The organism is Tenacibaculum sp. M341, from assembly GCF_004337695.1.
Taxonomy (GTDB): Bacteria; Bacteroidota; Bacteroidia; order Flavobacteriales; family Flavobacteriaceae; genus Polaribacter.
This window is the reverse complement of record NZ_SJXJ01000006.1, coordinates 114,289-137,549: the sequence shown is the minus strand read 5'-3', so window position 1 is coordinate 137,549 and position 23,261 is coordinate 114,289. Positions and strand designations below refer to the sequence as shown.

26 protein-coding genes are annotated in these 23,261 nt (G+C 29.0%); 24 read left to right on the top strand and 2 right to left on the bottom strand.

Going from position 1 to position 23,261, the window contains the following annotated elements; genetic code table 11:
* Positions 1-43 precede the first annotated feature (43 nt).
* Both EYW44_RS08490 and EYW44_RS08485 read right to left on the bottom strand, forming a co-directional pair.
* The gene (locus EYW44_RS08490) at positions 44-2,893 is read right to left on the bottom strand and encodes a TonB-dependent receptor (protein ID WP_132723239.1); all 2,850 of its coding nucleotides are present in this window, start codon (positions 2,891-2,893) and stop codon (positions 44-46) included.
* 25 nt (positions 2,894-2,918) lie between these two features.
* A complete protein-coding gene (locus EYW44_RS08485; protein WP_132723238.1) occupies positions 2,919-3,659 on the bottom strand; it encodes an energy transducer TonB in 741 nt (246 codons plus the stop codon).
* 319 nt (positions 3,660-3,978) lie between these two features.
* On the opposite strand from EYW44_RS08485, the gene EYW44_RS08480 reads away from it, so the two are divergent.
* From EYW44_RS08480 to EYW44_RS08365, 24 genes are all read left to right on the top strand, one after another.
* Positions 3,979-5,274, top strand: a complete 1,296-nt coding sequence (locus EYW44_RS08480; RefSeq protein WP_132723237.1) for an aminopeptidase P family protein — start codon at positions 3,979-3,981, stop codon at positions 5,272-5,274.
* Between the two features lie 52 nt (positions 5,275-5,326).
* Positions 5,327-6,043, top strand: a complete 717-nt coding sequence (locus EYW44_RS08475; RefSeq protein WP_132723236.1) for a 3'-5' exonuclease — start codon at positions 5,327-5,329, stop codon at positions 6,041-6,043.
* A 23-nt stretch (positions 6,044-6,066) separates the two neighbouring features.
* Positions 6,067-7,002, top strand: coding sequence for a YARHG domain-containing protein (locus EYW44_RS08470; RefSeq protein ID WP_132723235.1), 936 nt, complete (start codon positions 6,067-6,069; stop codon positions 7,000-7,002).
* Positions 7,003-7,080: 78 nt separating this feature from the next.
* Positions 7,081-7,659 (top strand): DUF2306 domain-containing protein, encoded by a 579-nt coding sequence (locus EYW44_RS08465; RefSeq protein ID WP_132723234.1) that lies wholly within the window; start codon positions 7,081-7,083, stop codon positions 7,657-7,659.
* Positions 7,656-8,402 (top strand): hypothetical protein, encoded by a 747-nt coding sequence (locus tag EYW44_RS08460; protein ID WP_132723233.1) that lies wholly within the window; start codon positions 7,656-7,658, stop codon positions 8,400-8,402. Before EYW44_RS08465 ends, EYW44_RS08460 begins: the two co-directional genes overlap by 4 nt.
* A 215-nt stretch (positions 8,403-8,617) precedes the next feature.
* Complete coding sequence (locus EYW44_RS08455; protein ID WP_132723232.1) at positions 8,618-9,880, top strand: phosphatidylserine decarboxylase; 1,263 nt, start codon at positions 8,618-8,620, stop codon at positions 9,878-9,880.
* 109 nt (positions 9,881-9,989) lie between these two features.
* The gene (locus tag EYW44_RS08450) at positions 9,990-10,496 is read left to right on the top strand and encodes a hypothetical protein (RefSeq protein ID WP_132723231.1); all 507 of its coding nucleotides are present in this window, start codon (positions 9,990-9,992) and stop codon (positions 10,494-10,496) included.
* A gap of 83 nt (positions 10,497-10,579) precedes the next feature.
* Positions 10,580-10,996 (top strand): nuclear transport factor 2 family protein, encoded by a 417-nt coding sequence (locus EYW44_RS08445; RefSeq protein ID WP_132723230.1) that lies wholly within the window; start codon positions 10,580-10,582, stop codon positions 10,994-10,996.
* Between the two features lie 385 nt (positions 10,997-11,381).
* On the top strand, positions 11,382-12,647 hold the full coding sequence (locus EYW44_RS08440; RefSeq protein WP_132723229.1) for a DNA cytosine methyltransferase: 1,266 nt from the start codon (positions 11,382-11,384) through the stop codon (positions 12,645-12,647).
* Positions 12,644-13,723 carry an HpaII family restriction endonuclease gene (locus tag EYW44_RS08435; protein WP_132723228.1) on the top strand — a complete coding sequence of 360 codons (1,080 nt, stop codon included), beginning with the start codon at positions 12,644-12,646 and terminating at the stop codon, positions 13,721-13,723. The genes EYW44_RS08440 and EYW44_RS08435 overlap by 4 nt, the downstream gene beginning before the upstream one ends.
* A gap of 96 nt (positions 13,724-13,819) precedes the next feature.
* A complete protein-coding gene (locus EYW44_RS08430; RefSeq protein WP_132723227.1) occupies positions 13,820-14,131 on the top strand; it encodes a hypothetical protein in 312 nt (103 codons plus the stop codon).
* Positions 14,121-14,315 carry a hypothetical protein gene (locus EYW44_RS08425; RefSeq protein WP_132723226.1) on the top strand — a complete coding sequence of 65 codons (195 nt, stop codon included), beginning with the start codon at positions 14,121-14,123 and terminating at the stop codon, positions 14,313-14,315. Before EYW44_RS08430 ends, EYW44_RS08425 begins: the two co-directional genes overlap by 11 nt.
* A 40-nt stretch (positions 14,316-14,355) precedes the next feature.
* Positions 14,356-14,742 carry a hypothetical protein gene (locus EYW44_RS08420; protein WP_132723225.1) on the top strand — a complete coding sequence of 129 codons (387 nt, stop codon included), beginning with the start codon at positions 14,356-14,358 and terminating at the stop codon, positions 14,740-14,742.
* Between the two features lie 164 nt (positions 14,743-14,906).
* Positions 14,907-15,473, top strand: a complete 567-nt coding sequence (locus EYW44_RS08415) for a Crp/Fnr family transcriptional regulator (protein WP_132723224.1) — start codon at positions 14,907-14,909, stop codon at positions 15,471-15,473.
* A 63-nt stretch (positions 15,474-15,536) separates the two neighbouring features.
* The gene (locus tag EYW44_RS08410) at positions 15,537-15,989 is read left to right on the top strand and encodes a DoxX family protein (protein ID WP_132723223.1); all 453 of its coding nucleotides are present in this window, start codon (positions 15,537-15,539) and stop codon (positions 15,987-15,989) included.
* A 162-nt stretch (positions 15,990-16,151) separates the two neighbouring features.
* Entirely contained in the window at positions 16,152-17,504 is a 1,353-nt protein-coding gene (locus tag EYW44_RS08405; RefSeq protein WP_132723222.1) for a leucine-rich repeat domain-containing protein, read from the top strand.
* A 185-nt stretch (positions 17,505-17,689) separates the two neighbouring features.
* On the top strand, positions 17,690-18,352 hold the full coding sequence (gene ribB, locus EYW44_RS08400; protein ID WP_132723221.1) for a 3,4-dihydroxy-2-butanone-4-phosphate synthase: 663 nt from the start codon (positions 17,690-17,692) through the stop codon (positions 18,350-18,352).
* Positions 18,353-18,964 (top strand): Crp/Fnr family transcriptional regulator, encoded by a 612-nt coding sequence (locus EYW44_RS08395; RefSeq protein WP_132723220.1) that lies wholly within the window; start codon positions 18,353-18,355, stop codon positions 18,962-18,964.
* Complete coding sequence (locus EYW44_RS08390; RefSeq protein WP_132723219.1) at positions 18,936-20,105, top strand: hypothetical protein; 1,170 nt, start codon at positions 18,936-18,938, stop codon at positions 20,103-20,105. Before EYW44_RS08395 ends, EYW44_RS08390 begins: the two co-directional genes overlap by 29 nt.
* A gap of 81 nt (positions 20,106-20,186) precedes the next feature.
* Positions 20,187-20,750 (top strand): Crp/Fnr family transcriptional regulator, encoded by a 564-nt coding sequence (locus EYW44_RS08385; RefSeq protein WP_132723218.1) that lies wholly within the window; start codon positions 20,187-20,189, stop codon positions 20,748-20,750.
* Between the two features lie 65 nt (positions 20,751-20,815).
* Positions 20,816-21,184 carry a hypothetical protein gene (locus EYW44_RS08380; protein WP_132723217.1) on the top strand — a complete coding sequence of 123 codons (369 nt, stop codon included), beginning with the start codon at positions 20,816-20,818 and terminating at the stop codon, positions 21,182-21,184.
* An 88-nt stretch (positions 21,185-21,272) separates the two neighbouring features.
* Positions 21,273-22,331: a helix-turn-helix transcriptional regulator gene (locus tag EYW44_RS08375; protein ID WP_132723216.1), complete on the top strand. Its 1,059-nt coding sequence runs from the start codon at positions 21,273-21,275 to the stop codon at positions 22,329-22,331.
* Positions 22,332-22,403: 72 nt separating this feature from the next.
* Entirely contained in the window at positions 22,404-22,757 is a 354-nt protein-coding gene (locus EYW44_RS08370) for a SnoaL-like domain-containing protein (protein WP_132723215.1), read from the top strand.
* Between the two features lie 20 nt (positions 22,758-22,777).
* Positions 22,778-23,251 (top strand): YHS domain-containing (seleno)protein, encoded by a 474-nt coding sequence (locus EYW44_RS08365; protein ID WP_132723214.1) that lies wholly within the window; start codon positions 22,778-22,780, stop codon positions 23,249-23,251.
* Positions 23,252-23,261 lie beyond the last annotated feature (10 nt).

Here is a 23,261-nt window from a genome sequence, read left to right as displayed (position 1 = left end):
GAGGAAATCCTCAGGCTTTTCATTAATCCAAATAACAAATTTACTAGTTATTAATTGTCCAAGAGAAATAGTATAAACTACCTATTCTACCCGAACCTGGAGCCGCTAAATATTCTTTTCCTAATAAATTAGTACCTCCAATTTTAAATTTCGATTTTATTGCTGGGATTCTATAGTTGATCTGAGCATCTAATACTGTTCTTGCATCTATATCTCCTTTTATGAATGGAGAAACCCATCTAAATTTATCTTGCCATCTAGCATTTACATTAAATCCAAAGTTTTTAAATAGATTGTTATTTCCTAATTGTACTCTAACAGTATGCTTTGGTGTATTAAAGTTAGGCTCAAAGAAACCACCATCTTTATCATCAAAAGAGAAATCGATAAAGTCATAGTTTACACCAAAATCAAAGCTATTTAATAATTTAGTACTTAAACCAACACCTACTCCGTAAGATTGAACTGTAGATTTAGCGTTAGTTACAATATTAAACTCTCTAAAGTTAGGACTTCCTCCATTGTTAGCTTCGCTATCTAATACTAAAACACCATCAATAATAAGACCCGCTTGAATATCTGGATCTGCTAATTGAGCTGCTGTTAAAGGTGTTTGTCCGAAAGGATAAACTTTACCCGCAGTTGGTGCTACAACATCTTGAAAGAACAAGAAGTCGTTGTGAACACTAAAGAAACCATTAATATCTAAATTGATGTTGTTAATATCTGTTACACCAATCATACTTCTATACCCTAATTCAACAGTTTGAACTTCTTCAGGTCTTACAGCTTCGTAATCAGATTTTATATATAAATCTCCTGTGAAACCAGAACCAACTAATACCGATCTAGTGAATAATGAGTTATTAATAATATCATTTCCAGTAATACCATCAACATTAATTCTGCTTAAGTTATCTGAAGACGTACCTACGTTTAACTTAGCTCCTCCTCCAGGAATAAATAAATACTGCTCCTGAATTGTAGGATTTCTAAATCCTGTTTGATAAGAAGCTCTTAAAATATGATCTTTATCTTCATCTATTGCATAGTTTACTGCAAAACGTGGAGAATAATTAGCGTCAAAATTTTGAGATTTATCATAACGAATAGATCCTGTTAACTTTAATCTTTCATCTAAAAACTTCTTTTGAATTTGTGTATAAATACCATACTCATCTACACGAATTCTTTCTGCTCCATCGTTAAAAATAGTTCCTTGAGAATCTGGGTTATATCTTCTAAAAGAACCACCAACTTGTACATCTGCCCATTTATCTAATAAACTAGAAAAGTTGTAGTTTCCATCTACATGAGTGTAAGAACTTCTATCGTAAATTTTACTTCCACCTTCAGTAAGTAAAGTTGATGTAACGTTATTGAACTCTCTATTAAACTCAGCAGTACCTGGTTGTATTCTTGTAGCATCAGCAGCATCTCTTGCAGCTTTTAAAGCAGCAGGATCTAAGTTAATTGTATTATCTGCATTAAATCCACCAGCATTAATTAAAGCGATTAAGTAATCGTATCCCCAAAGACCAAAGCTATTATTTTCTGCAGCCTTACTATTTAATGCTAAACCAGTTCTTGTTAAATCGTACGTATTACCTGCATCATTTCTTGTATAATAACCTCTAACATAAAAGTTATCACCTTTTACTTCTAACTTAGACTGACCGATGTAGTAATCTCTTTGTGCAAATCTAGAAGTTCCTTGGAAAATATTATCTCCTCTTGCTACTCTTCCTGCTAAGATTACTTCTAAAGACTCATCTTTAAAAGGTCTGTAGTGTAAAGATGCAGAGAACTTTAAGTTTTTAGAAGTATAATCTCTTAATAAATCTCTTTCAGCATATCCAGTTCTGTTTACAAGATATACCTCTGGTAACTGAATTCCGAAAGCAGCTCTTGTAATAGATGTTAAATTCTGAATATTTTCATCTCCATATGAGTTTACACCATCGTAACTTAAAACAGTGTTTTGCTCACCTTCAATTATTTCACTCGTATCAATTTGTTTATTTCTAGTATCATTTGCATGCCATTCTTCCGCTTCAAAATAAGAGAAGTTTACTTTTGCAGCAAAAGCATCACTAAACTTATGAGCCATACGAACAGAAACATCTTTTATAGCATTGTTACCTGCAGCATCTTGTTGAGTAAATCCACTTTTAAGTAAAAAACTAACTCCTGTAAAATCAAATGGATTTTTAGTTTTCATTAGCATAATACCGTTATAGGCATTGGCTCCATATAAAGCAGAAGATGCACCTGGTAATATTTCAACACTATGAATATCTAAATCAGAAATACCAGAAAGGTTACCTGCACTAAAGTTTAACGCAGGAGCTGCAGTATCCATACCGTCAACTAACTGTACAAATCTAGAGTTACTTAAATCAGCAAAACCTCTAGCATTTACAGACTTGTATCCGTAACTACTTTCTACAGTGTGAATTCCTTTTAAATTTGCTAAACCATCGTAAAAAGAGTTAGATGATCTTCTTTTAATTTCTGTTAACCCTAAACGCTCAATAGTTACTGGCGATTCAATAATTCTTTCAGGAACTCTCGATGCAGAAATTACTACTTGATCTAATAAGTAATTCTCTTTTAAAATTACATTTACTTTACCTTTTGCACTTACTAACGTAACACGTTCTAATTGATGACCAAAAGCTGTAACATCAATCACTTGCGGAAATTTATCTTCAACAGTAATTGTAAATTCTCCTTTAACGTTTGACAACACTACCTCTTTTTCACTTGCTATTTTTGCATTGTAAAAAGGTTCTAAGTATTCATTAAATACTACTCCACTAATTTTTACCTGCGCATAAATAAATTGCATGCACAACGTAAAAACAATCATTACTAATTGCTTCTTAAACATTATAAATTAATTTAAATTGGGAAATCTATTCTTCTAAAGAAAAGTTTATTGGAAATCCATATTTTACTGAAACACGCTCACCTTCTTTTTTACCTGGTATAAAACGTGCAAGCTTAGATACTACTCTTGTAGCCTCTTCATTTAATATTTCAGCATTTTCTGGACCTAAAGTTTTTATATTTTTAACATCGCCATTTTTGTCAATAATGAAACGAACCCAAACTTCACCTTCAATTACATCTCTAACAGCTTCACTTGGGTACTTAAAGTGTTTTTGAATATGTAACATCATTTCTGTATTGAAACAGTCTAATCTCTCACCTCTTTTAGCTTTCTTACATTTTGTAAATAATGGAATTTTATCAACATTACTAAATCGGCTAGCTTTTCTTACTTCCTCTTCAGATAAAGAATTTGTTAACGCTGCTATGTTACTAGTAGCTGTTTTTTTCTTTAATGATAATGAATTTGAAATTTGTGGTGCAGTTGCAACTTCTGATACACCAGAAGTACTTAACGAACTTCCTGATACAGATGTCATTTTTCTAGCCTCTCTTTTTTTAAGAAATCTTCTTTTTGAAGCAGATACTTTTACTGTAATCTGTCTAGTTTTCTTTCCTTTTTTTGAGCTTGAAGGTTCTATAGAACACTTCGTTATACTATTTAAACTTAAAGCTTGCTCCTCTTCAGGTGTATCACAAACCTCTTTTTGACTCACAACATTTATTGTACAACACAATACTAATAATAAAAGTATTTTCTTCATCTTCTCAGGGATTATCAAACTGTTTTTTAACAGTTTAGCTAAATTAAAGCGGCGCAAAAGTACAACTTTTTTATTTAACCAAATATTTTATTAACTATTTTTTTTAAAATATTCACATTTCTAGGGTCAAAAACGATGCCATTTTATAATATATTGTAATTATATACGTCTTATTTTGTTAAAAAATCAAAAACACACAATTAACACCTAAAAATCAACACAATACATTTTTAAAATAAAATCATCATACTGAATATTACGAATTAGTCTATTTGTTTTTCTATTTTTGATCTTAGCTAAATTTCTAAAATTCAAAAACATGAAATATTCACCAATAGCCAACGACTTATTTATTAAGAATCGTAAAAACTTTATGGCACAAATGATGCCAAATAGTTTAGCTATTTTTAATTCAAACGATATATATCCGGTTAGTGCAGATAGTACTTTACCTTTTGAACAACATAGAGACATCTTTTTTTTAAGTGGTGTAGACCAAGAAGAAAGTATTTTAGTAGTATTTCCTGATTGCCCTAAAGAAAAACTTAGAGAGGTTTTATTTTTAAAAGAAACCAACGATCATATTGCTGTTTGGGAAGGTGAAAAATTAACTAAAGAAAAAGCTTTTGAAACAAGTGGAGTAAAAACAGTTTTTTGGTTACAAGATTTAGAAAAAGTATTGGCAGAAATGATGGCATTGGCTGATACTGTTTATATAAACACCAATGAACATTATAGAGCTAAGATAGAAACTGAAACTCGCGAAGCTCGTTTTACAAAATGGTTATTAGCAAAATATCCTGCACATTCGGTAGCAAAAAGCAATCCTATTTTACAAAGATTACGTTCGGTAAAAGATCAAATAGAAATTGATTTAATGCAAAAGGCTTGTGATATTACCGAAAAAGGATTCAGACGTATTTTAAATTTTGTAAAACCAGATGTTTGGGAATACGAAATTGAAGCAGAATTTATTCATGAGTTTATAAAAAACAGATCTAAAGGGTTTGCTTATACTCCAATTATTGCTAGCGGTAATAATGCAAATGTTTTACACTACATAGAAAACAATCAGCAATGTAAAGCTGGTGATTTAATTTTATTTGATGTTGCTGCTGAATATGCAAATTATTCAAGTGATATGAGTAGAACAATACCTGTTTCTGGTCGTTTTACTGATAGACAAAAGGCAGTTTATAATGCTGTAAACAGAGTTAAAATTGATGCTACAAAAATGTTAGTTCCAGGAAATGATTGGACAGCGTATCATGTTGAAGTTGGTAAATTAATGACTTCTGAATTGCTTGGTTTAGGTTTACTTGATAAAGCAGATGTTCAGAACGAAAACAAAGATTGGCCTGCTTATAAAAAATACTTTATGCATGGTACTTCTCATCATATTGGTTTAGATACACACGATTATGGTTTATTACATGAACCAATGCAGGCAAATATGGTGTTTACTGTAGAACCTGGTATTTATCTTCCTGATGAAGGATTTGGAATTCGTTTAGAAGATGATGTAGTGATTCAGGAAAAAGGAGAACCATTCAACTTAATGAAAAATATTCCTATTGAGGCAGAAGAAATAGAAGATTTAATGAACCAGTCATAAGACTGGTTTTTTTTATCTTTGTAATACAATTGCTTTTAAATTAAGTTTTGCTATGATTGATGCTATTGATATTTACAACGTTTTATTTTTAGACATTGAAACAGTACCTCAACAAGAAGATTGGGAAAATCTTGCAGAGGAAACTCAAGAATTATACGCTCATAAAACACAATACAAACGAAAAGGAGAATTATCTGCTGAAGAATTTTATAATAATGCTGGTATTTGGGCTGAGTTTGGTAAAATCATCTGTATTTCTGTAGGTTATTTTGTGAACACTAATAATGAAATGCAATTGCGAATCACTTCTTTTTCTGGTGAGGATGAAAAGAATATTTTATTAGATTTTAAAAGTCTTTTAGACACACATTTCAATCAAAAAAAGCACTTACTATGTGCGCACAACGGTAAAGAATTCGATTTTCCATACATTGCTCGTAGAATGGTTATTCATCAAATTGAATTGCCATTAAAACTACGTTTGTTTGGTAAAAAACCTTGGGAAATTCCGCATATTGATACTATGGAATTATGGAAGTTTGGCGATTATAAACATTATACTTCTTTAAAGTTATTGACTCATATTCTCGGTATTCCATCTCCCAAACAAGATATTGATGGTAGTAAAGTAGCTGCTGTTTATTATAAAGATCAAAATTTACCTCGTATTGCAAAATACTGCGAACAAGACACCATTGCTATTGCACAAATTTTATTGCGTTTTAATAATTTACCTATCTTAGAAGAGCAAAATATTATTCGAGTTTAAAATCCATCTCAAAAAGTTAAAAAATGAAAAAAATTGTTTTAATCGTACTTTCACTAATTATTATTAGCTGTAAAACAGACATCAAAAACCCTGATTCTAAAATTACTGTTGAGGAGGGTACTAAAGTTGAAAACACCTCATCCGAAGCAATCAAAAAAACTCCAGAAAAAGTAAAAAAGAATCCTTTAATTGGGTATTGGGTTGGTTTTTTTGAAAGAAATGATGGTAATAATTATGATGAAAAAGCTGTAAACGTTGGTGGTGGTTTTGAATGGAACAGACAAAATAAAATCAACATTTCTATAGATTCTATTGCAGAAAACTTAGTGTTTGGACATAGTATTGTGGCTGGAAACGACAGACCTTTTGAAGGAACAATTGAAAAGCAAGGTGACGATTTTCATTTTAAAGTAAAAGAACCTGGCGATGATAAATATGATGGCGAATTCAATTTTACAATTTCAAACAATCAGCTTTTTGGTACTTGGGAAGCCTATAAAAACATCAACATAAAAAAGAGAAAATACACATTAGATAAAAAAGAATTTACTTACAATCCTAATACTATGTTAGATGAAACTACTATGTATGTAAAATGGAAAACAATTACTCAAGACATGGGAAATGGTAATGTTGAAAAATGGATTTCGAGTGAGTTTGCTACAGCTACAGATTTGATTTATGAAATGAATGCGTCTAATACAGTACTTTCAAAATCAGATGTTGAAAACTTAAAAAAAGGCGATTTAACTATTATTAGAAATGCTATTTATGCAAGACATGGATATTCTTTTAAAAGTAGACCTTTACGTGTGTTTTTCGATGCTCAAAGCTGGTACATTCCTGTACATACAGATATAAAAAGTGATTTTACTGATATTGAAAAGCAAAATATACAATTGCTTTTAAAATATGAGAAAAATGCAAGTGAATATTACGACTATTTCGGAAGAGGATAAATTGTAATTATGCCTCAAACATTCAATTATATTTTAAAAAGTATTTACTACGTATCGCTATTGTATTTTTCTTATTTGATGATATTAATAACAGCTCAATACGTTCCTTTAAAGTTAGATGTAGCTTTTTTAAATGTAAAAGATGATGTTATTGGTTACAAACATTATCAAATTGCCTTTTTTAGTCATGTATACACCAGTATTTTTACCTTGCTATTAGGAATTCCGCAGTTTTCATCATCTGTAAGGTTACAATTTCCAACATTGCATAAAAATCTGGGTAAACTATACATTTTACTTATCCTTTGTGTTGCCAGCCCTTCTGGACTTGTAATGGCATTTTATGCAAATGGTGGAGTGTATTCAAAGATTTCTTTTACACTACAAGCAATTCTTTGGTTTGTATTTACCTACAAAGCATACACTTTTGCAAAAGAAAAAAATTGGATACAACATAAAAAATTCATGTATAGAAGTTATGCTTTAACGCTTTCGGCTATTAGTTTGCGATTATTTAAATGGATTATTGTATCCACAATTGCCTTACCTCCAATGGATACATACAAAATTGTATCTTGGCTAGGATGGTTAGTTAATTTAATTCTGGTAGAATTATACTTAATAAATCGAGTTAAACCTTCTAAAAAAACAGTATGAAATTTGAAATTGTTCCCGTTTTAGACAAAATGCTTGAAATTTATAGCAAGCCTCGATCTCCTGAGCGTTTTAAAGAATATTTAGCCTTATTAAAAGGTGATACAAATAATGATTTAGATGTTCCTATTTCTGGATTTAATCCGATGGCTAAAGAACATGTAGTTCAGAAAATTGAGGAATTAAAAAACCTGAATGCAGAAGCTATAATAACTGATGTAATTTCTGAAATCAACACAAACATCAACCTAAAAAACAACAACACGTTTAAAATTTTCATCAATGTTGCTGACGATTTAAAGGGTGGATGGACTAATTTTTATACTACAGATTTTGACAGCAAGTTTAAATTAAATGCTTTTGTAACTAGAAACTTTTGTGTTCCTTATTTTTGGACGAGTGAAATGTATTCTGAAACATTAATTATAAAAAGAGTAAAAGAATACATATACAGAACCATTTTTTGGATAACTACGGATAAAAGGCTACAAACTTTAAATGATTTTGTTCAACAAGAATATTTCGTTCACCAAAATATAAATCCGAAGAAAGTTTCTGCAAAAATCAACTCAAAAGAAATCGACTTTTTACATTCTTATTTTGAAAAACATAAAGAAAGCACCGATTATAATCTAATTTTCAATTTTATGTATGGTGATGCTGCTTGTGAGAGTTTATCTTATCCTACTTTTGGAATTACTGGAATAACAGGTTTTGAATTAGTAAGCAGTTTGAATAAGAAGTAAGCAATTGTCAGTGATTTTAGTTCACTGTATTTCTGTATTTACACTTTTACTAAACAAAATTCGCTCATACCCAATAAACCATCCATTATACTTGTAAATCGCACTTCCATTACATTTTAGCACTATTAAACTGTTGTTTTTTAGAACTTTGATCAACAACCTCAAAACTGGTTGTATCAAATATCTCTCATTAACAAACTTAAAACAACAACAAAATGGAAACACAAGTTCAATCTCACTTAATGGTTGTAGAAAAGCTAAAAACTATTCTTTCTGAAGACCCTCAAATGGCTGAAGCATTAAACGCTTCTTTATCAATAGCAGTAAAAAAAGCAAAACAACAATTAAACTCAGATTTATATCATGCTATAGATGATGAATTAAAAGGGCATGGATGGCCAACAAATGTAGAAGAGTATTATAATTATATTGATGTTTATAATAGAATGGTGCCAAATGAAAAAAACGATCCTAACTATCCAACAGCATGGAAAAGTAACAATGAAAAGAACGGATATAACAAAAAAGTATACGATTTATTATGTCAATACTATTGGTTAATTGATCAAAAAATTCCTGGGACAGATCTTACCATGCAAAGCTATAAGAAGTTTGCAAATTGGTTGGTAGATGCAGCCAATTCTTGGGGAATTTTCTTAGATACTGAAGCATCTTTAACTCAGGATAGTTTAGATTCGTTTAGAGCCAATACAATGTATAACTTTGATTTGTATAAAGACAATATGAAAAATTGGAAAACATTCAATCAGTTTTTCTACAGAGAGTTCAATCATTCTGATCCAGAAACAGGTATTAGTCCATTACGTCCAATTGCTTCACCAAAAGACAATAAGGTTGTTGTTTCACCTGCAGATTGTACCTACAAGAAATTCTATCCTATTGATGATAAAGGAAATGTTATAGAGAAAGATAAAACTCCAGCTAAAATATGTTTAAAACATACACACACAATTGGTACTGTTGATGAGTTGTTGCAACACAGTAAATATGCTGAAAACTTTTATGGAGGAACATTTGTACATTACTTTTTAAGTCCGTTTGATTATCACCGTTTTCACACGCCAGTAGCAGGACAAGTTTTAGAAATTATTCCTGTAGAAGGAAATGTGTATTTGAATGTAGATTTAAAAGATGGTGAATGGGATGCTCCGGATGGCGCTGGTAATGGTTATGAATTTACACAGGCTAGAGGTTTAGTGGTAATGGATGGTGGACCAGAAGTAGGTAAAGTTGCTATTTTACCTATTGGAATGTGTCAGGTTTCTGGAGTTGATATGTATACAGAATTACAAGGTAAAACAGTGGTAAAAGGTCAGGAGTTTGGAAAGTTTAGATTTGGAGGTTCTGATATTATTATGTTGTTTGAAAAAGCTCCGAAAGATTTGTACATGTTTACTAAAGATCCTGGTCATAATCCAATTCATTTCCAATACGGACAGGCTTCAGTATTGTTTTAATCTGAAAATTTAAAAACCCAAACCCTTCTTATAATACAAAAAGCTCAAATCTGTTGGTTTGAGTTTTTTTGGTTAAAACTTATATTTGTTTAAAAATAAGAAAAAGGTTATGGGATTAAATATTTCAAGGATAAGTTTTCATAAAAAATTACCCTCTGTTGAACAAATTCAAAAACAATTCAAAAAACAAACTGGATTGGATATTTGGCTCAAAGCTGACATAACTTTATTAGAACTTCCTCTAGATGGTAAGTCTACTATTGAAAAATTAAGTCAAGACACTAAAAAATATGATGATTTTAAAAAGAAAAAATTTAATCAAGAATGGGAAACTATAAAAGATGAAAGTAACAAAATCAATCATATAAATAGTTTTCAATTTTACAACAACTTATTCTATGAAATAAACTTTTACATAACAGAAAAAATAATAGAAATAGAGTTTGATGCTAATCGTAATTACTTCGCTATATCATTGAATAAAACATTATTTGATTTAGGAGGCGAATTTGTTAATGATAAAAATGAACCTATAAAAAATAATACTACAATAAATCAATGGAAGAAATTAAAACATTGGAATAATTACAAGTGGTATAACAGACCAAAAAAATAGTACTCTCTCTGGTAATTACTCTTAAATGTAATAAAAAAGTCCTTGTTCCGACTTATGTTTTACTGACTATTTAAATAATAATTATGGTAGAACAAAAATTACCTCTTCCTCCTTTCAGTTTAGAAGATGCTATTATAAAAATACAAAAAGCCGAGGATGCTTGGAATTCTAAGAATCCTGAAAAGATATCAAAAGCATACTCTGTAGATAGTGAATGGAGAAATAGAGATACCTTTGTAAAAGGACGTGAACAAATTGTTGATTTTTTAACCGAAAAATGGGAGAAAGAGTTAAACTATACCTTGAAAAAAGAATATTGGGCACATACTGACAACAGAATTGCTGTTAGGTTTGAGTATGAATACCAAAACAAGGAAGGAAAATGGTTTAGGGCTTACGGTAATGAAAATTGGGAGTTTGACGAAAACGGTTTAATGAAAAAAAGATTTGCTAGCATTAACGATTTGTCTATTTCTGAAAATGAAAGAAAATTCAGCTAAATCAATAGCTAGAAATTTTAAGTCTACTTTTATAAATAACAATGATAATAAGCCTTTTTTGAGGGCTTATTTTTTTATGTTTTGTGTTCTTTTGAAATTTGTTAGAATTGTGACTTCAAAAAAGTAAACTTATATTACACATATCATAAATTATAGATTTTCATTATTTTTTCAATATAAAGCACTAATAACAATTGTAACTATTATAGAAATAACATATTTAATGACAGACGAATAACCTTAGAAAATGATAATTACTAGATAAACATGATTTTTATATAATTGAAGCAAAAATTATAAGGTGATTACGATGGGTACTACTATAAACGAAACCCAAAACTATATTTTTTTGTAACTTGCAACCTTAAAACTTGTAGTACGCAGAGTGAGTCAAAAAGAGAAAATATCGATTAAAAATTTTGAAGAGAAAAAATTCAAAATAACACTTAGTGAATTAGGTCATGATACAGAAGCTTCTTTTACACATTATTTACATAATCATAAAAATGGAGTGTCACAATTTTACAAAAATGATGCTCTGAAACATGTAAAAAGCTTATTTAAATATAAATTCCCTGAAAAAAACGTTTCAAATGAAGCTGCTGAAGAAGCTTTACAGTATTTAATTTTTCAACAAGAAAATGTTCCTTTCCCTGCTCCTAAAAAGCCTGATTTTAAATTCATTGATTTATTCGCTGGAATAGGAGGCTTTAGACTTGCTCTCCAAAATCTTAAAGGTAAATGTATTTTTACTAGCGAATGGGACAAATACTCTAAACAAACTTATCAAGCCAATTTTGGAGAAATTCCATTTGGAGATATTACAAAAAAATCAACAAAGAACTATATTCCAGATGGCTTTGATATTTTATGTGCTGGTTTTCCTTGTCAAGCATTCTCTATCGCAGGAAAAAGAGGTGGATTTGAAGATACAAGAGGAACTTTATTTTTTGATGTAGCTGAAATTATAAAAGAGAAAAAACCAAAAGCCATTTTTCTAGAAAATGTGAAAGGATTAAGAAGTCATGATAAAGGAAAAACATTAGCTACAATTCTAAATGTATTACGTGAAGATCTCGGTTATTTTATTCCTGAACCGAAGATTCTAAATGCCAAAGAGTTTGGTGTACCTCAAAATAGAGAAAGAATATTTATAGTAGGTTTCAGAAATGATTTAAAAATAACCGAATTTGAATATCCAAAACCAACAAAGAAAAAAACATCTGTCAATGACATTTTAGAAAGTGAAATTGTTTCTGTTAAATACTACTTATCTGAAACTTACATAAAGACTTTACGAAATCACAAAGCTCGACATGCTGATAAAGGAAATGGGTTTGGTTATGAAATAATTTCAAATGATGGAATTGCAAATGCTGTTGTTTGTGGAGGAATGGGAAGAGAAAGAAATTTACTGTATGATTTTAGACTAAAAGATTTTACACCTGTAACCAATATCAAAGGTAAGGTAAATAGAGAAGGAATAAGAAAAATGACTCCAAGGGAGTGGGCAAGACTACAAGGGTTTCCTGACAATTATAAAATTGTAGTTTCTGATGCTCAAGCATATAAACAATTCGGAAATTCTGTAGCTGTTCCTGCTATTCAAGCAACTGCTAAAAAAATTATAGAGAAACTTAAAAATTCATGATTACAGGAAACAAAGGGGAATGGAGTGAAATTTATACACTATTCAAATTACTTGGAGACAAAAAATTATTTCTTGGAAATAAAGACATTGAAAAATTAGAAGGAATAGTTTATCCTATTTTACGCGTTTTAAGAACCGAAAACAATGGAAGTTTCGAATATTCAATTAAAGACGAAATAATTATCATTTCTGGAGGTGAAGAAGTTCTAAAAATTGAAATTTCAGAATTTAAACAAAAAGCCAAATTCTTACTTACAAAAATAAAAGAAAACAAAGAAAGAACTTTTTCAATTCCAGAAATTGAAAAATTTATGCAATCAATTAATTGCATTTCTTTAAAAGCTAGTTCTACAGCTAAAACAGATATTACAATTGTTGTTCATGACCAAAGAACAAATCAACAACCAACATTAGGTTTTAGTATAAAATCACAGTTAGGGAGTCCTTCTACCTTACTTAATGCTGGTAAAACGACTAATTTTATTTTTAGAGTTTCTAATATAAAACTTACATCCTTACAAATAAAAGAGATTAATTCTATTACTTCTCGAAGTAAAATAATGGATAGAATAAATTTTATTTTAAACTCTAATGGTAAGTTTGAATTTGTAAAAACTGAAAAACAAATTTTTTCTAATAACTTAATTCTTATTGATAGTAGGTTACCTGAGATACTGTCTCAAATTGTTTATGAGTTTTATTCTTCTAAAAGATCGAGTATTATCGACTTAGTTGAAAAAACAAATTCTAAAAATCCATTGAACTTTGATATTTCAAATGAACATAAATTTTATCAATATAAAATTAAAAGGTTTTTAACAGATATAGCTTTAGGGATGATGCCCTCTAAAGTTTGGACTGGACAATATGATGCAACTGGAGGTTATTTGATTGTAAAAGAGAATGGGGATGTTTTGTGCTACCATATTTACAATAGAAATGAATTTGAAAACTATTTATTTAATAATACTAAATTAGATACGGCTAGTTCAAGCAGACACAATTTTGGCTCTATATACGAAGAAAATGGAGAGCTATACTTTAAACTTAACTTACAAATTAGGTTTGTGAAATAAGTAAACATAATTCACAACATATTAATTTTTTTAGACTAAAAAATCTGTATCGTTAGTAATAAGCAAAACAAACAGTATTACTAACTTGTACTGAATATGAAAAAAGAAATAAAAATAACAGACTTTCTAAGAACAGGAAAATTTGGAAACGTAGAATTACACGATTCCTATGACTCTGTTATTGAAAAACTTGGGGAACCAGATGGAAATATCAGAATAGTTAAACACAAGAGAGGAATTCACTATAGCATGTACGAGTTTGTTTTTAACAATAATAAGCTTGAATCAATTCAGAATGATAGATTTGACCCTGAATTTCCTGAACTTACCGAATTTGAAAACGATAATTTTAAAGTGAATACTGACTTTTTAAAAGCAGATAACATTAAAAAACTCAGTGAAGCTTAATCAGTTACATATTGGATACGATATTATTGACTATCATGATAGAAAAGCTATCAAAACATCAAGTAACGTTATTATTGATTTTAATGATGAATTTTGGTCTGACAAGCATAACGACTTTGTTAAAATCGATAGTATTGAAAACTATGAATTCGTTGGAATTAGGTATTTTTCTAATGATGAATAGACACTTACGCAAACATCTAGAATAACCAAAAATAAAAATCATGAAAAAACTACTAATTGCTGCTATTATTGTATTTGCTTCCTGTAAAACTGATAATAAAGAAAATCAAACAAAACAGTTAAATAAAAAAACAGAAATAGTAGAAAAAGCTCGAAAAAAAATTAATGACGCTCTTAAATTAAGCAGACAAATTAACAACGAAATTGAAATTGCAAATTCTTTATTTCAACTTTCAAAACTTGAGTTTTCATATGGTGTTCCTTTAATTGCCACAATTAGTTTAGAAAAAGCAAAAGAGATTTATAAACCTAAAGGATTAAAAACAAAGTTAGTAGAGCTTAATACTTTTGGAATTGCATTATATAAAAAAGTAGGAAATAAAGAAAAAGTTACAGAATTAATCCCTGAAATTCAATCAGGTAACTAGAGTTTCCAAATACTAAAATAGTTGAATTTCAACATTAAAAAAATAACAGATATCTTCAAAAAATTATTAAATAAAAAACATAACAGGTTGTATATTGCATCTATAGTCTTTAGCTTTTAAACGCTACAAACAAAAAATGTTAACCACAAGCAAAAAGTTTCAAAATGGAAGAAATCAAAAAGTTTATTGATAATATCTCTCCTATGAGTGATTCTGACTGGATTTTTTTCTCTTCTAAATTAAAAAAAGTAAGATTTGACAAAAATACAATAGTTTTAAAACTAGGAAAAACAGAGAAACATTTATCCTTTATTTCAAAAGGTATAATTCGTTTATACATACCTAAAGAAGAATCAGATATAACATTTGGATTTTTATTTGAAAATGAATTTGTAACAGCTTATGATTCTCTCTTAACACAAACTCCTTCTGAATACGAAATAGAAACATTGACAGAAACAATTTTATGGCAAATTTCTAATAAAGATTTACATGAAGTTTATAAAAGAACAAGCAATGGGAATATTATTGGAAGAAAAATGGCTGAAAACATGTATTTAATAAAATCAAAAAGAGAACTTTCTTTGCTAAGCAAAACTGCTGAAGAAAGATATTTAAATCTATTTTCTGACAGACCTAAATTACTAAAACAAATTCCATTAAAATACATTGCTTCATATATTGGTGTTACTCCACAAGCATTGAGTAGAATTAGAAAGCGTATTAGTTAACTTGGATTCATTTTTTTTACTTCTTCTTTTATAACCTTTGTGGTTAAACAATTAAGAAAAAACATGAAACCACTAATTGTACTTTTATTAAGTTTTACAATCTCTATTTTAGTATTTAAAATTCTCAAAAAAGAATACAATTTTGCCTTATCTGCAAGAATTGCAATGTCAATAATGCTTGTATTTACTGCTCTTGGACATTTTGTTTTCACAAAGGGAATGTCAATGATGATTCCTAAATTTGTTCCTTTTAAAGATATTTTTATTTACCTAACTGGAATTTTTGAAATTCTACTAGCAATAGGTTTACTTATTCCTAAACTAAAAGTTTTATCTGGATGGGTACTTGTAATTTTTCTTCTATTAATGCTACCTGCTAATATTTATGCTTCTATAAATAATGTAAATTATCAAAAAGGAACATTTGATGGAAATGGTCTCTCATATTTATGGTTTAGAATTCCTTTACAATTTCTATTTATAATCTGGATTTATATTAGTTCTATCAAAATTTAGAAGCTTTAAAAAAACACATATTTACTTAACCATTTATGCAAAATGATTAAAAAAAATAAGATTAACGCATAATAGAAAACTTACTTATCTCCTTTTTTTAAACATAGTTTACTATTTTCGCAAAAAAATAGCTTTCTAGCACATTAAAAAAATTCACATCTTATGAAAACACTAAAATCATCGTATTTTATTGCTTTATTGTTAACATTTATTATTTTTTCTTGTAGTAATAATGACTCTTCTGAATCAGTTATTGAAGAACCTATACAAGAAATACCTCCAATAGAATTTGATAATTCTGTTACTCCAAGCCCAGTTGATATGACAACTGATGTAGAATTACTACCTGTTCCTAAACTAAAATGGTATATAAAAAATGCCCTAAATAGCGATGATGTTAAATTCACTATTTTCTTTGGTACATCTAAAGATAATATGACTCCCATTGCAACAAATTATGCTGATAATATTTTTCAATTTGACTTTTTACTAGATCCAAAAACCACTTATTATTGGCAAGTAAGTTTTAAAAACAGAGAAAACAAAGAAATTTTCAACGCTATAAATCAGTTTGTTACAAGTGATATTAAATTTAAAGATCCTGTTATAGAACAAATAGTTCGTGATGCTCTATCTAAACAAGATGGGGAATTTACTCGAGAAGAATTAGAATCTATCACTAACCTCCCATTAACAGATAGTACAACTCCTTATTATCATGCAATGGATCCTTATGGATTACCAGAAACTCTTAGCGGTTTAGAATATTGCAAAAATTTAGATATTGCCAATTTCTATGGAAAATCATTTAGAGTTCCGTTACGAGATATCACAGCATTAAAACATTTGAAAAAGGTTACGTATTTAGATTTAACAAATAATCAAGTATCAGAGGTTGAATCAATAGGTCATTTAACTGATTTAACTTATTTAAGTTTAGCATGGAATATTGGTTTAAGAGATATTACTCCTTTAAGTAATTTGAATAAATTAAAAACCTTAAACCTTACTTATACTTATGGTTTAAAAGATTTATCTGCACTAGCTCCTTTAACTCAATTAGAGTCTCTTTATATGGCTTCTGCTGAATTTATAGAAGATGCTTCTGCAATAGGAAAATTAACCAATTTAAAAAAATTAATATTTGACTCAAATGATATTATTACTGATTTTTCTTTCTTAGAAAATTTAACTGAAATGAGAGATTTAACTATGTCTTCTAACGACAACATTGGTGACATCTCATTTTTAGCAAACATGACTAAATTAACCAGATTGAATATTAGTAGAAATAAAGTTACTGATATTTCTGTATTAGAAAATTTAACAGAGTTAGAATATTTAGTACTTAATAATCTAAAAATAGAAGACTTTACTGTATTAACTAAATTATCAAATTTAAAAGAAGTTTCGATAAGCGATGAAGTTATTGACGAAAGTAAAATTAGTATTCAAGAACTTATAGAAGCACTACCAAATACTGAATTTAAAATAAATGGTGTATCTTATACCTAAGATGCAAATTCATTATAAAAACTATTAATAAAAGCCACAACAATTATAAAAATGTTGTGGCTTTTATCTTTAAAACAATCGACTAAGCTTAAGAAAAATCAATTACATCAATTTATTGACTTAGGTCAAATAGTTTCGTTTGAAACCGCATTAGTTTTACCATTCGAAACTAAACATAGAAAACAATGGTAAGTACTGAATTAGACCGATTAAAAATATTTGGTTACAATAGTGAAGAACGACTAGAAAATGCGCTAAAAAGCCTTCAAAATGGCAAAGGAGTAGTATTAGTAGACGATTTAGATAGAGAAAACGAAGGTGATTTGATATATGCCGCTCAAAATATTACGGAAGCTCAAATGGCTTTAATGATTAGAAAATGTAGTGGAATTGTTTGCTTATGCATTACCAACAAAAGAGCCGATTTTCTTAATTTACCTTACATGGTAAAAGAAAACACTAGTAGTTTTCAAACCCCGTTTACCATTTCTATTGAAGCTAAAAAAGGTGTTACTACAGGAGTTTCTGCAAAAGATAGAGTTACCACCATTCAAACTGCTTGTAATGAATTTTCAACTAGTGAAGATTTAGCAAAACCAGGACATATTTTTCCTTTAAGAGCTAATGACAAAGGTGTTTTAAAAAGAAATGGACATACCGAAGGAAGTGTTGATTTGATGAAGTTAGCAGGTTTACAACCCAGTGCTGTGTTATGCGAATTAATGAATGAAGATGGAACAATGGCAAAAGGAGATGCTATTGTAGAGTTTGCTCAAGAACACTATTTGGTAGTGCTATCAATTCAAGATATTATTCATTATCGTAAATTTGTAAGAGACTATTCATAAATGACAAATTATACCGAACTCACAAATTTCATTAGAAGGAATATTGATATTAATGATGAAGATTTGAAAACTGTGTTGTCTTATTTTCAATCTGTACAAAAACATAAAAATGAAATTTTACTACCCAAAGGAAAAAATAGTCAGGTTAGTTATTTCGTAATAAAAGGTTGTTTAAGATTGTTTTATCTTGATGAAGAAGGAAAAGATATTACACGATATATTGCTTTTGAAAATCAGTTTGCCACAGAACTTGTTAGTTTTATTACCAATCAACCAGCTCAAGAAGCCATTCAGGTGATTGAAAATAGCGAACTTTTGTATATAACTCACGAGGATTTTAGACATTTGATGAAAATTGTCCCTGTTTGGAAAGATTTCTATAGCATTTATTTAGAAAAAGCCTACGTAAATAATGCTAAGCGATTAATTTCATTTACAACTTTAAATGCCTCTGAACGCTACAAACAATTATTCAAAATAAATCCGGATATTGTAAAACGTTTGCCGAATAAAGTTGTGGCATCTTATATTAATATATCTCAAGAAACTTTAAGCAGAATTAAAGCAAAATTCTTATTGAAAAATGAAAAAAGAGAAACAAAAAATACTTGATTTTCGTACTTCACTGTGCTGGAGTGTTTGTATTCCTAAAAATGATAATACCCTAAAAGCTTTTATTGAAGGGGCTACAATTATTGATTCTAAAGAAATAACACCTGCACAAGTTGAAAAGATCGATATAAAAAAATTAATCGATCAAATTAAGTATAGTTGGAATACTACTATTCCTAAAAATAAAATTACCATTATTGCTTTTTTTGAAGGCTATGATACTGCTTTGTCTCCAAATTTTGATACAATGAAATCTAGTAATGAAAATTATATTGAAATATCTTATTTATTTAAAGCTTTCATTTACAACAAATTTAAAATACGTCACATACATTGGTATGCTCAAATTGACACTTATGCTTATAGAAAACATATGGACTGGATGACTGCATTTACACTTCTATTAGAAGAGTTTTATACTGATTTCTCAGTAGAAGATTATAAAAAAGCAAGGCGTTTCCGTGGCATTTCCCCCATTAAGGAAACAAATAACAATCTTGATGATTATAACTTTACAGATTTCACAATAAAGAGTAATCCTGAAAAATCAATTATTATTAATGGTGAAAAAATTGAAAAAGGAACTATAATTCAATTAGGTGATTTAGTTAAAGAAGATTACAAAAAAGCTTTTCATTATGATCTTAGCGTAAAAGATCCTTCGTGGAGTTTGTATGAAGCTTCAGAAAATGATTTCAAATTTGTGAAATTGTGTTATTTACCCGAAGAAGAAAACGGCACATACACTGGTAATACTTTTAAACGAGCTAGAAGAATTTTTAGTGGTATTAAAACAGCTGTAAAAAACATTTGCTTAAAAGAAGGAAAAACGTATGTGTATACAGATTTTTTTGAGATTGAAATTTACGAAGCTATCAAAAACGGTGAAGTAACCATCGTTTCAAAATACAATGAAAAAGATAAAAAGCTATGCGAAATTCTTAGAGAAAATATTCAAACTGAAACAGAACACATAAAATTAGGGTTTGTTAGTTCTAAAGAAATGATGGGAGATTTTTATTGGAATTTTTTTGGTTATAGAAGCTTTCCTAAATGGATCAATTATTCGTGGACTTTTAGTGGTTGGAAAGAATTAAAAACAGGTTTATTGACCAATTATTTAGAAAAAAACAGTGATTAAGTATTTCTGTACAACCTAAATTTACTTTTATCCTTTTTAATTAAATTTACAATTAAAGAACTCTTCTATAATCAGGTTAAAATGGAAAAACTAAAGAAATGTATTCTAAGTCAAATAACCATTGACAATAACTCAATGGATAAAATTACTTCTGTTTTTAAACCTTTAACCTTACATAAAGGAGATTTTTTACTTAAAGCAGGTAAAATATGTAGGCAAATGGCTTTTATTGAGTCTGGTTACATGAGAATGTATGACATTGCAGATGGAAAAGAAATAACCTTATGGATTGGTAGTGAAAGTAAATTTATAACTTCTCTTTCAAGTTTTATTTTTCAAACTCAAAACAACTGGAACATACAAGCTATCACCAACTGTAAGCTATATACAATTAGCAGAGAAAATCATTTTAAATTGAATAAAACAATACCCAAATGGTTAGAGTTTGATAATATTTTATTAGCAAATTCTTTTGCCTTGTTAGAAAAGAAAATGTTTTCTCAACTACACACCACTGCCAAACAAAGATTTCATCATTTACTTCAAACAGAACCTGACCTTTTTAATCATGTTCCGCTACAATACATTGCATCTATGCTGGGTATTACTCCTGAATCATTAAGTAGATTAAGAAAAATGAATTAACTAACATTTGTCAAGAGAAAACTCTTTACGAATACAGAAATTTGTAGTACTTAAATTTCAAAGAAATGAATACACTACAAAAAGCGTTAACAACAAACACCTTATTTTCAGGTTTTTCAGGAATTATCCTGATTTTATGTAACCATCAAATAGCTGATTTATTTGGCATTACAAATACCATTGTTTTTTTAATTATCGGATTGGTATTAATTTATTTTTCACTGACAATATGGTACGAAATAAAAAAGCAAAGAAAACTTGCCGTTTTATGGATTATTGTTCAGGACTATGCTTGGGTTTTGGGAAGTATAATACTTTTAATTTTTAATCCTTTTCACGTAACTCAAACAGGAAATATTATCATTGGAATTATTGCCTTTATTGTATTGTTATTAGGAATTACTCAAATGATAGCGTTGCAAAAAAGAAGCTAAAGCTTTTAATAAATTTATTATCCTGTTTGTTTTTGGTAAATTACAAGACTAAACACACACTTGTAAACCAACTAATATTAATTACTGAATGCATAAAGTAGAAAAATTTTCTCCCGAAATTAATAAAGTATATTTTATAGAGCATCATACGCTTATTCATATTTTATCTGGTAAAGGAAGCATTCAAGTTGATTTTAAAAGTTATTTTGATTGGCAAGAGAAAGCTATTTTCTTAGAAAAAGGTCAGTATATTAAATTTTTGTCTGACGATTTTATAGTAAGAAGAATTGAGTTTGCTAATGAAAGTAAGTTTTACAACAATGAGGTAAGAGTGTTGTTTAAACATTTAATTTCTTTAGGTTACATCGATTTATTAGAGTGCGATGAATGCAATACTTTTTTATCTGAAAGTACTTTAAAAGAAAATTCAGCCGACATTATAGATATTTCTTCAAAACAATGGTTTTGGCAAAATCCTTTTAAAGCCAACAAAGAAGAATATCAGATTATTTTTGATGTTAAAGATATTATAGATAAAGAGTATAGTAGTAATTTAACGAGTGCCGATTTGGTGAGTTTAATTAACGATAGAGGATACAATGCCCAAACGCTTATTAAAAATAAAGTTGGGTTAACTGTAAAAAACTTAATGACTTCTAAAAAACTTCAAGAAAGTCTTAAAGAAGTTGCGTTTACCGATAAAAATATTCAGGAAATCTCTTATACATTAGGATATAAAGATGATGCTTATTTTAATAGAGTTTTTAAAAACTCCGTTGGTCAAACCCCAAAACAGTTTAGAAAAAACTTCGATTTTAAAAATAGAGATTTATTTTCTCAAGATATCATTGAACTACTACAAAAACACCATACCCAAGAACGCTCTCTTGAGTTTTACGCCAATGAAATGAATCTTTCAATAAAAGCTTTATCTAACAAAGTGAAAGCAAAAATGAATACTACTTTAGGGCAGCTTATTCGTTTAGAATTGATTAATTCAGCAAAATTAATGCTCTTAGAAGGACAATCAGTGGCAGAAATATCTAGACAATTAGGTTTTGAAGAACCCAATCACTTTTCAAGATTTTTTAAACACTATTCTAAAACAACTCCTACAGACTTCAAATTTAAAAAGTACAATTTGTAGTCCTTTTTTTGTAGCAACCAAACTTTAATTCAATCTCATCTTTGCAGTGTAATTATTAAAACACTAAACAAGATGAATATTAAAGAACAAGTACAAAAAATAGACGCAATAGTTTCACAAGGTGCCATTGTAGATGCTGTAAAACAATTCTTTGCAGAAGATGCAAACACATCAGATTACGGAAATACTGGTACCAATGGCAAATTAGAAATGGTTGCCAAAATGGAAGGTTTTGCTGGAGCAATTGCTACAGTAAACGGAATAACACATCATAACTCAATAGTTGACGGAAACGTATCTGCGTCAGAATTTACATTCGATTTTACTATGAAAGATGGCAGTAAAATTTACTGGCACGAAATCATTCGCAGAGTTTGGAATGAAGAAGGAAAGATAATTCAAGAACAATACTTTAACGCAGCATAATAATTTATAAAACTTTACACATGAAAAATATCATAAAAACAACAATCGTAGTAGTAGCTTTAATCATAAACTCAGCAGTTTTTGCTCAAGATAAAAAAGCAAATAACATAGATAATAGTAACATTGCTTTACAAGGATATAGCCCAGTATCTTACTTAGATTTAGGTTTGGCTCAAAAAGGAAATAAAAACTTTAAATCTGACTACAAAAAAGTGGTTTATTACTTTACTTCAGCAGATCAAAAAGCAGCATTCGATAAAAACCCAGATAAATATGTTCCTCAATACGGTGGTTACTGTGCATTTGGTTGCTATGCAGGTGCTAAATTTAGAGTTGACCCTAATAAATTTTTAGTAAAAGATGGAAAATACTATTTGTTTTTAAACAATGTTGAACTAGATGCTAAACAACTATGGTTAGCAGAAAACAACCATAACAAGTTAAAAAGTGTGGCTGATAAAAACTGGAAAAAACTTAGTAAAACACATAATTAAAAATTGAAGT